Raw genomic sequence first — 3,280 nt, forward strand, 5'->3', positions numbered from 1 at the left:
TGACGCTCTTGCGTCACGCTCTTGCGTCATCTAGGCAAAAAGGGAAGCCCGAAAGCTTCCCTTTGAATTTGGAGCGGGAGACGAGGCTCGAACTCGCGACCTCAACCTTGGCAAGGTTGCGCTCTACCAACTGAGCTACTCCCGCTTTGCCGGATCTTTCGATCCCTTGATCAACTCGCTTCGCACTGCATTGCTGCACTTGCTTCGCTGTATCAATCAAGACTCACAGTATATGTTCAAAATCGGCCGCTTCGCAAGAGCGGCCGATTTTTTTCCAACTTTCTTCAGTGCTTCAGCGCGTCGGTCGCAGGCGCAGTGGCCGGTGCCGTCGCCGCAGCGCCAGCCTCGGTCTTGCCGTCGACCTTCGGTACCTCTTCATCGGCCAGCGGTTGCGGCACCGACTCGAGTGCGATCTCCAGCACCTGGTCGATCCACTTCACCGGCACGATCTCGAGGTGGTTCTTCACGTTCTCCGGAATGTCCTGCAGGTCCTTCGCATTCTCTTCCGGGATCAGCACCGTCTTGATGCCGCCGCGGTGTGCCGCGAGCAGCTTCTCCTTCAGGCCGCCGATCGCCGTGACCTCGCCACGCAGCGTGATCTCGCCCGTCATCGCCACATCGGCACGCACCGGGATGTTGGTCAACGCCGACACGAAAGCCGTCGTCATCGCAGCACCCGCGCTCGGGCCGTCCTTGGGCGTCGCGCCATCGGGCACGTGGATGTGGATGTCGCGCTTCTCGAACATCTCGTCCTTGATGCCCAGGCGGCGTGCGCGGCTGCGCACCACCGAACGTGCAGCCTCGACCGACTCCTTCATCACGTCGCCCAGCGAGCCGGTACGGATGATGTTGCCCTTGCCCGGCATCACGGCCGACTCGATCGTCAGCAGGTCGCCGCCGACTTCCGTCCACGCGAGGCCCACCACCTGCCCCACCTGGTTGCGCTTCTCGGCCTGGCCGTAGTTGAAGCGGCGCACGCCCAGGAAGTCGTTCAGGTTCTCTTCGCTGACCACCATCTTGCCGACTTGCTTCTTCAGCTGGATGCTCTTCACCACCTTGCGGCAGATCTTGGACACCTCGCGCTCGAGCGAACGCACGCCGGCTTCACGCGTGTAGTAGCGGATGATCCCGCGGATCGCCGATTCGGTGACGTCCATCTCCTCGTCCTGCACGCCGTTGTTCTTGCGTTGCTTCGGCAGCAGGTAGCGTTGGGCGATGTTGACCTTCTCGTCCTCGGTGTAAYCCGCCAGGCGGATCACTTCCATCCGGTCCAGCAGCGCCGGCGGAATGTTCATCGAGTTCGAGGTCGCGATGAACATCACGTCGCTCAGGTCGAAATCGACCTCGACGTAGTGGTCGCTGAAGGTGTGGTTCTGTTCCGGGTCCAGCACCTCGAGCAGCGCGCTCGAAGGATCACCGCGGAAGTCCATGCCCAGCTTGTCGATCTCGTCGAGCAGGAACAGCGGGTTGCGCGTGCCGACCTTCGACAGGCTCTGCAGCACCTTGCCCGGCATCGAGCCGATGTAGGTGCGGCGGTGCCCGCGGATCTCGGCCTCGTCACGCATGCCGCCCAGCGCCATGCGGACGAACTTGCGCCCGGTGGCGCGCGCCACGCTCTGGCCGAGCGAGGTCTTGCCGACGCCCGGGGGCCCGACCAGGCACAGGATCGGCGCCTTCACCTTGTCGACGCGCTGCTGCACCGCGAGATATTCCAGGATGCGGTCCTTGACCTTCTCGAGCCCGTAGTGGTCCTCGTTCAGCACAGCCTCTGCATTCGGCAGGTCGTGCTTGATCTTGGTCTTCTTGGTCCACGGCAAGCCGATCAGCGTGTCGATGTAGTTGCGCACGACGGTCGCTTCAGCGGACATCGGCGACATCAGCTTCAACTTCTTCAGCTCGCCATCGACCTTCTTGCGGGCCTCCTTGGGCATCTTCGCCGCAGTGATCTTCTTTTCCAGTTCCTCCATGTCGGCGCCTTCTTCGCCGTCACCGAGTTCCTTCTGGATCGCCTTGACCTGCTCGTTCAGGTAGTACTCGCGCTGGCTCTTCTCCATCTGGCGCTTCACGCGGCCACGGATGCGCTTCTCGACCTGCAGGATGTCGACTTCATGTTCCAGCTGCTCGAGCAGCTTCTCGAGCCGCTTGTCGACCGCGAACAGGTCGAGCACCGACTGCTTGTTCTCGAGCTTCAGCGGCAGGTGCGCCGCGATCGTGTCGGCCAGGCGGCCGGCATCGTCGATGCCCGCGATGGAGGTCAGGATCTCCGGCGGGATCTTCTTGTTGAGCTTGACGTATTGATCGAACTGCTGCGTCACCGCGCGGCGCAGGGCCTCGACCTCAGGCTTGGCCTCGGTCTCGGGCGGCACCGGCGTCACTTCGGCCATGAAGTGCTCGCCGTTGTCGCTGATCGAATGCGTGTTGGCGCGCTGGATGCCTTCGACCAGCACCTTCACCGTGCCATCGGGCAGCTTCAGCATCTGCAGGATGCTCGAGACGCAACCGACCTCGAACATGTCGTCAGGCTTCGGCTCGTCCTTGCCGGCCGCGCGCTGCGCGACGAGCATGATCTGACGGCCGGCTTCCATCGCGGCCTCGAGCGCCTTGATCGATTTCGGGCGGCCGACGAACAGCGGAATCACCATGTGGGGGAACACCACCACATCCCGCAGCGGCAGCAGCGGCATCGTGATGGGCTCAGCGGGCAAGACGGGATGTCCGGACATTGGAACCTCTCTTTCTCAAGCCCATCTAGGGCTCAAGCATTCGTTTGCAAGGAGCCGGCGCAGTGTGACGCACCGGCAATCATCAGGATCCGTTGTCGTGGCGATGGCCCTGTTCAGGCGCTGGCCTTCTGCTCTCGGTAAACCAGCAAGGGCTTCGCGTCTTCCTCGATCGTGTGCTCRTCGAGCACCACCTTCGCGACGCCGTCGAGCGTCGGCAATTCGAACATCGTGTCGATCAGCGATTGCTCCATGATCGAGCGCAGCCCGCGTGCGCCGGTGCGACGCGCCAGGGCCTTGCGGGCGATGGCAGCGAGCGCAGAAGGCCGCACCTCGAGCTCGACGCCGTCCATCGCGAACAGCTTCTGGTACTGCTTGAGCAGCGCGTTCTTCGGCTCGGTCAGGATCTGCACCAGCGCGTCATCGGTCAGCTCGCCCAGCGTGGCGACCACCGGCAGGCGGCCGACAAGCTCGGGGATCAGGCCGAACTTGATCAGGTCTTCGGGCTCGACCTCGCGGAACACCTCGGACACGCGGCGCTCCGACTTGGTGTGCACGGT

General features: G+C 63.2%; 1 protein-coding gene, 1 tRNA gene and 1 pseudogene. All 3 read right to left on the minus strand.

Annotated elements, in window-relative coordinates; all coding sequences use genetic code 11:
* Nucleotides 1-69: 69 nt before the first annotated feature.
* Nucleotides 70-145 (minus strand) — tRNA-Gly (locus AC1D12_RS28785).
* A 139-nt stretch (nt 146-284) separates the two neighbouring features.
* Nucleotides 285-2,723, minus strand: coding sequence for an endopeptidase La (lon, locus tag AC1D12_RS28790; protein WP_477844539.1), 2,439 nt, complete (start codon nt 2,721-2,723; stop codon nt 285-287).
* 113 nt (nt 2,724-2,836) lie between these two features.
* Nucleotides 2,837-3,280 (minus strand): annotated as a pseudogene (locus AC1D12_RS28795) (ATP-dependent Clp protease ATP-binding subunit ClpX); the annotation flags it as partial.

It is taken from the genome of Rhizobacter sp. P1_G5 (genome assembly GCF_056405435.1).